Genomic DNA, 6162 nt, shown 5'->3' with positions numbered 1-6162 from the left:
TTCGCGCCCCCTGCCCTGCCTGCAGAACCCGACGCCGTGCCGCCCTGGAAGTTCAGCGTATCGGCAGCAACGGTCGCTCCCGGCAGCGCCTGTGACAGCACGTCCTGCGCCCTGGCCAGCCCCATGCCCGAAGGCACGCCCAGCCGCACCACTTCAACCCCCAGATCGCCCAGCCGCTCGCGCGAAAGCACGACGAAGCCCGCCCGCTGCGCCGTGGCGATGTCGTCGGCAGTGGAGTCCATCACCAGCAGTTCGCCGCGCCGGGCAAGCGCGCCCGCAGCATCCTTCTCGATCAGGTTGCGGTTGGCGCGCGCCAGCCTGTCGAGCCGGACCAACCGCGCCTCGGCAAGGCCCCGAACGGTCCGGGAGACATTGCCCCCCAAGTCGCCCAGCGTATCGCCCAGTGTGCCGCCAAGGCCTCCCAGCGTCCGCCCCGCCGCCCCCTGCCCCAGATCGGGCAGCGCCAATTGCGCGCACAGCGGCGTAGCCATGGCACCAAGCGCGATCAGGGGGATGGTCAGGCGTTTCATGTTCATAAAAATATTGCCATATCTTCGCTGTCTCACGGATTAAACGAACGAGGCCGTCCGTTCTATCCATCAGAAAGGTAACGACACTGGCCGATCCCTTCGCCGATGGCATCCTTGCATTGCTCCCGCGCTTGCGGCGCTTTGCCGCCGGGCTTTCGCGCGATGCGGGCGAGGCCGATGATCTTTGCCAGACCACCATCGAACGCGCCCTGCGCTCGCGCAGCAAGTGGCAGGAGGGCACGCGGCTCGACAGCTGGATGTACAGGATGATGCGCAATATCTGGATCGATGAAATCCGCGCCCGCACCCGGCGCCACGAGACCTTCACAGACGAGGAAGCGGGCCTCGGCGTCGGCGCATCAGGCGGACAGGAAGCCCGCGTCGCCCTGGCCGACATGGACCGCGCGCTTGCCCGCCTGCCCGATGAACAGCGCGAGGCCGTGCTGCTGGTGATGGTCGAAGGCTGGTCCTACAAGGAAGCGGCCGAAATCGTCGGCTGCCCGGTCGGCACGCTCAATTCGCGCCTGGTGCGCGGACGCGATGCCCTGATGGCCTTGCTGGGAGAAGCGGCATGACCCACACTTCCGAACAGCCCACCCCCGAACAAATCGCCGCCTTTGCCGATGGCCAGCTTGAAGGCGCCGAACTCGAGCGCATCGCTGCGGCCATTGCCGCCGATCCGGCGCTGGAGAAGCAGGTTGCCGCGCATCGCGCCCTCGCCCGGCGGCTCGGCGCCCATTTCGCGCCCATTGCCGCAGAACCGGTGCCCGATCATCTCGCCGCGCTGCTCAAGGCCCCGCAGGACAATGTGGCAAGCCTTGCCGATGCGCGCGCCCGCCGCAAGGGGCCGCCGCGCTGGGCATGGCTTGCCGGCCCGGCGCTTGCCGCCTCGCTGGTTCTTGCCCTCACCCTGCGTCCTGCCAGCGATGCCGGCTATGCCGATGCCCAGCTCGCCAGCGCGCTCGATAGCCAGCTCGTCGCCGGGCAACAGGCCGATGCCCCGGTGCGCGTCCTGCTCAGCTTCCGCGATGCAGGCGGCGCCTATTGCCGGGCGTTCGAACGCGCTGCCAGCGCCGCCATCGCCTGCCGCGATGCGCAAGGGTGGCAATTGCGAAACCACAGCGCGGCCAGCAGCGGCGGCGCACCGGCGGGGGAATACCGCCAGGCCGGCAGTGCAGGCGATGTCCTCGCCGCCGCGCAGGCCATGGCCGCAGGCCCCGCGCTTACCGCAGAAGAGGAATTGGCCGCGCGCCGGAACGGATGGCGCGAGACGTCCTGATCCGCCGCCCGTTTCGCTCATCATGATAGGATACCAAAGTGCCAGTTAGGTATCCCAATCGTTGACAGTGCGGGGCAATGCCGGTATGCGTGGCGGCTCCCGTGGCCTACGATCCCGCCCCCCTCACCCTCGCTTTCCGCCGCGGCCAGCTTGATGCGCTGGTCCGCACGCACCTCGATCCTGCCGGGCTTTTCACCCCGGAAATGCAGCAAACGCTGGCATTGCGCCAACTCTCGCAGGCCTGGGCCGCATATCGCGAGGACCGCAGCATCACGCTCGGCGCAAGGCTGGTCGGGGCCGAATGCGCTGCAGAGCGTGACGCTTTCCTCGCCCTCCTCACGGCCATCCTCCCCTCCCCCGCATCACCGCTGGCAGAGGCCGTGCGGACCGTCCGCCGCATTGCCGTTGCCCCCCTCGCCGCCGAAGCCCGCCAAGCCGCCACGATCGCGACACAGAGCATGGTTCAGCTCGAAGCGGTCATCGCCACCCTCGCAGGGGAACGCCTGCCCACAGACCCGCTGGAGCGGCTTCTGGCACTGATTGACCAGCACCGCTACTCGCTGGGCCCCACAGGCGATGACGCGCTCGGCGCCACGGCGCTCAGTCCGTGCTGGGCGATCAACCTCCTCGCCCTCGCCCGGTCCCAAGCCTTTGCCCTCACCGCTCCGCCCCTGCCTTTGCCCGCGCTTGCCCGGCGCCGCCTGTTCCGCGCCGATCTTTCCCCGGCGAAACGCCGCGATGCCGCGCGTGAAGGCCTGCTGCGGGCCATGCTCGAAGCGGCCCGCGATCTTGACCGCATCTGGCGGGCCACGCGACGCTTTGCCGCCGAATTCCCGCAGCAGCGCTCCCACTCGCGGCTCGGCACTGCGTGGCTCCTCCTCGTCGGCCTGGAAGACCTCACCCCCGCCCAGCTCGGCCGCGCCCTGGGCGTGACCAAGGCCGGCGCGGGCAAGCTGCTGCGCCAGCTCGAAAGCGGCGGTCTCGCCCGCGCCAACGGCATGTTCGAGCCCTTTTCCTGCACGCCCATCGCCGCCGCCCCCTTTGCTGCCGACCTCTATTGAGGCCTGCCCCACAAGACCTCATCCCTTTCATCTCCAAAGAAAGCGAAGCTTCCCAGGGGTTAGAGGCTTTTAGATAGGGTTAGACAGGTTAAGCGCTCCGCGCCCTGCCCCGACTCGCCAATTCTCCGCGATTCGCGCCATTCCGCCTGTTCCCGGAGTGTCGGCCAATCGTTCCTGATGGATCGACCCAGTGTTCCTAAACGATCGACAGGCCGTTCCTGATAGGTCGAAACCTCGGATCAGACCGTTCCCGATGGATCGATGGACCGGATCAGGGGTGCGATGGGGTGGGGCGATTGAATCACTTTCCAACAGAACTCCAACAAGTAGGTTCAAATTCGGTGGATAAGCACGCCGCTGCAAAATCCTCGGGAAAGGTCGCCATACCAAGCCCGACACTTCAGGAACGGGCGCAGTCTGCAAACACGACATTTTCGGAACGGAAGAGCGCGAAGTTCAACGGCGCAGGGTGTGGCCGTGCTTCTCGTGGTGGCGCTTGACGAAGCCGATGAAGGCCTTCTGCCAGTTGGCGGGCAGCCGCGCCGCGTCGGCATTCACCCAGCCTTCGAACTCGGCATGGAGCGCGTGGAGGTCCCAGCCCGGGCAAGTTTCGCGCAAATAGGCGATGGTCTCGTCGGCCATGAACCCGCGCGTGGCGTTGTCGCTCAGGCCCTTCACCGCCTTGCGGATCAGCGCCGAGGCGTCGAAGGTTTCGGTCGGAGAAGAATGTTTCCCCGGGGAAACACCCGAGGGCAAGGTACCGCCGACAGGTGCGGGCTCAGCGGACTTGCTGCTGGTGGACGGTGCCGAAGCGCGCTCTGCCTCGGGCTGTCGTACCACGCCGCCAGTCCCCTGCCCCACGACGCCTGCGCCATCCTTGCCGTCGATCCGGCGCATGCGCAGCATCGGTTCGCCGCCCTTGGCGGTCTCCACGCTGAGGCCATAGCCCGGCAGCGCGTCCTTTTCGGCAAGCTTGAGGATCTCGAACTTGAAGCGGCGGTATTCGCCCTCCGCACCGGACTTCTCGAACAGCGTCGGCATGGAGATGGCAAAGCCTTCCTCCCCTGCCCCGCCGGCATGCTTGCGCGCCACCTTGTAGAGCCAGCGTTCGCGTCCGCCGGTAATGTCGAAATAGGCGCGGTCGATGGAGAGCACGCCGCCCTTCATCATCACACCTTCCCAGAACCAGTTGGACAATTCGATGGTCATGCCGCGCGATCGTTCGGTCTTCTCATCGACCAGCTGGGTCCAGCCATCGAGCCATGAAAAGGTGGCCTCGCGTCTGTTTTCCGCGCGGATGTTGGTCTTGATCGTCGTGGCGACAAGGCGGTCCAGCGCCTGGCCGAGCAGCTCGTAGGCGCGGCCCGTGGTCGGCCTGCCGATGGCGCGGAGCAGGTCGTAGGGCATCAGGTTCAGTTTGCGCGGCACGTCGTTGACGCCGCGTCGTGCCATGTCGGCAAGCACGCTGGCGCAGTAGATCAGGATATCGGCATCCCAGATCGTCGCCATGCCGTATTCCGGACTGGCCGAAACGTGGACCCACAGCTTGCCGTCGGGCGAGGTGTAGTCGATCGGCTTCACGCGTTTCGACTTGGCGAGGCTGAAGAAGGGGCGCTCCATCATCTCGCGCTGATCGCGCATCGGCATGTCCGCCACGTAGGGCAGGAACAGATCGAACTGGTCGCCCGACGGACCCTTGCGGTTCTGCGGTGGTGATGGGGCAGGGCGGGCGCGGGTCACGGGGGAGGGGCTTTCGCGGATGTTTGACTTCGCCGAACTCGCCTTCGGCTCGTTTCCCCGGGGAAACATCTTTGAGTGAGGATCGCTGTGGCTCGTTTCCCCGGGGAAACACGCGTGCTGAGAGGTTGCGCCAAGCATCCTTCGACAGGCTCAGGATGAACGGAGAAGGGGGAAGGCGGTGTGGATGGGAGCGTTATGTAGATAACAAATCCTGAAATCCGCTCTACCTGAGCCTGTCGAAGGCCCCACCGGACGAAATGTTTCCCCGGGGAAACACCTGTCCGGATCGAGGGGGAAGGGACGCACGGGAAAAATGTTTCCCCGGGGAAACATTTTTCTGCCGCTGCGCTTCTCCCCCCGTTTTCCATCAGAGCAGGATGCTCCGGCCCTCGTCCTCAAGCTGCTCCAACGCTTCGCGCGCCAGTTCGAGGAGGGCGTCGAGGTGCATGCCCGAACCGGCGTGGAAGCGCAGGGTCACGCCCTGCCGGTTGATCGAGCGCAGGGTGATGGCCGGCCTGCCGCCACGGCCTTCGAGCACGATCTCGCGCGGAGGGCCATCGGCCCTGACGCTCGCCGCCGCCATCAGACGGGCGACAACATCGTTGGCGGCAATCGCCGGATCGCCAGACTTGCGCCGTTCTTCCTGCAGGCGAGCCAGCACCTTGGCCTCGCGCAGGATCGCCGGAGCCAGCTCGCGGTTGTCGAGCAGCTGGGCGAGGGGGTAGGCGGGCTTCATCTGTACATCGGCGGGACTGGCGAAGGCGGCGACCACGACATCGGGAAGCGAGGCAACCTTGAGCATCTTCGACAGCCAACCTTTTGACAGGTTGAGCCGGTCTGCCATGCGCGTCAGGTGGGCGCCGTAATGGTCGTAGAGCGCCTGGGCATAATTGCGGGCGCGTTCGAGGTCCGACACGTCCTTTCGCGCGCGGTTCTCAAGGTCGGCAAGGCGGAAGGCGGCTTCGTCATCGAGCTGGGCGACTTGCGCCACGAACTGCATGTCGGGGTAGGAGTGGGCGCGCAGCCACGAGATCGACCAGTGGCGCCGCGTGCCGGCGATGACTTCGTAGTCGTGGTCCGGGTCACCATCGATGCGGCGCACCACCGCGGGGACCTTCTGGCCACCCTCGGCAATGATCGAGTCGATCAGCTCGCGGCAGGATTCGACGGAGAGGTGTTCGTATGAGCGGGCATTGCCCTTCCACACCCGCACCCGTGCCGGATCGAGCAGGAGCTGCGTCACCTGGCGGACTTCGCCGCTCGCCACCCGGGCCAGCGCGCTTTCGCGGCCGAGCAGGGTGGTGCCGCGCAAGCGTTCGTGGCGCGCCGGGGCAGGGGAGGGGCCAGGGGAAGGAGCAGCCGATTCGGCCGCCGTTTCCGGTGCCGCTGCTTCAGAAACTTCTGATTTGGTTTCAAGCACTTCCTCGTCAGCCAGCAGGCTTGCGAGATAGTCCGACTGCTTACGCGCCATAAGTCACCTCGTTGCGAAAGGCGCGGAACATAAAGTGAACGATTGCCTGTAGGAAAGTTGTTTCCCACGCGCTTGGCGGAC

The 6162-nt window shown here is 66.3% G+C and carries 5 protein-coding genes and 1 pseudogene; 3 read left to right on the top strand and 3 right to left on the bottom strand.

All coding sequences use genetic code 11. The annotated features are described in order from the left end of the window. Nucleotides 1–530: pseudogene (locus NJ75_RS14850) on the bottom strand (S8 family serine peptidase); the annotation flags it as partial. Between the two features lie 86 nt (nucleotides 531–616). On the opposite strand from NJ75_RS14850, the gene NJ75_RS14845 reads away from it, so the two are divergent. The 3 genes from NJ75_RS14845 to NJ75_RS14835 all read left to right on the top strand — a co-directional run bounded on the left by NJ75_RS14845 (nucleotide 617) and on the right by NJ75_RS14835 (nucleotide 2870). Next, complete coding sequence (locus NJ75_RS14845) at nucleotides 617–1105, top strand: RNA polymerase sigma factor (RefSeq protein ID WP_039335753.1); 489 nt, start codon at nucleotides 617–619, stop codon at nucleotides 1103–1105. Further along, entirely contained in the window at nucleotides 1102–1809 is a 708-nt protein-coding gene (locus tag NJ75_RS14840; RefSeq protein ID WP_052242530.1) for a hypothetical protein, read from the top strand. The genes NJ75_RS14845 and NJ75_RS14840 overlap by 4 nt, the downstream gene beginning before the upstream one ends. A gap of 101 nt (nucleotides 1810–1910) precedes the next feature. After that, nucleotides 1911–2870, top strand: coding sequence for a hypothetical protein (locus NJ75_RS14835; RefSeq protein WP_211257948.1), 960 nt, complete (start codon nucleotides 1911–1913; stop codon nucleotides 2868–2870). Between the two features lie 456 nt (nucleotides 2871–3326). Here the strand turns inward: NJ75_RS14835 and NJ75_RS14830 are convergent, their stop codons facing one another. Together NJ75_RS14830 and NJ75_RS14825 are read right to left on the bottom strand one after the other, a co-directional pair. Further along, on the bottom strand, nucleotides 3327–4517 hold the full coding sequence (locus NJ75_RS14830) for a replication initiator protein A (RefSeq protein ID WP_407668274.1): 1191 nt from the start codon (nucleotides 4515–4517) through the stop codon (nucleotides 3327–3329). Between the two features lie 460 nt (nucleotides 4518–4977). Then, nucleotides 4978–6081 carry a ParB/RepB/Spo0J family partition protein gene (locus NJ75_RS14825; RefSeq protein WP_039335747.1) on the bottom strand — a complete coding sequence of 368 codons (1104 nt, stop codon included), beginning with the start codon at nucleotides 6079–6081 and terminating at the stop codon, nucleotides 4978–4980. Nucleotides 6082–6162 lie beyond the last annotated feature (81 nt).

The organism is Novosphingobium subterraneum (assembly GCF_000807925.1).
In the GTDB taxonomy this organism is placed as follows: Bacteria; Pseudomonadota; Alphaproteobacteria; order Sphingomonadales; family Sphingomonadaceae; genus Novosphingobium; species Novosphingobium subterraneum.
Note: the sequence above shows the minus strand (reverse complement) of the source record. Positions and strands in the feature narration are given on the sequence as shown.